General features: G+C 40.5%; 1 protein-coding gene. It reads left to right on the forward strand.

The genetic code is table 11. The features are described from left to right. A partial coding sequence (locus ADI86_RS11850; protein ID WP_049531503.1) for a mucin-binding protein occupies window positions 1-257 on the forward strand: 257 nt, incomplete at both ends.

Consider the following 257-nt stretch of genomic DNA (forward strand, 5'->3'; position numbering starts at 1 on the left):
AGTAACTCCAGGAAAACCAATCACTCCTGAAAATCCAGGTACTGACACACCAATTATCTACCGCAAGGCAGATCAAAAAGCTACTATCAAGTATGTAGACCAAAATACTGGTGCAACACTTGAAAGTGATCAAGTTTCTGGTAAATCAGGTGAAGCTATTGCCTACTCAACTGCAGCTAAGATTCAGAAATACCAAGATCGTGGTTACGTTCTTGTAAGTGATGGATTCACAGTAGGAGCTACTTATGACAAGGATG

It is taken from the genome of Streptococcus pseudopneumoniae (assembly GCF_001074975.1).
GTDB lineage: Bacteria > Bacillota > Bacilli > Lactobacillales > Streptococcaceae > Streptococcus > Streptococcus pseudopneumoniae_D.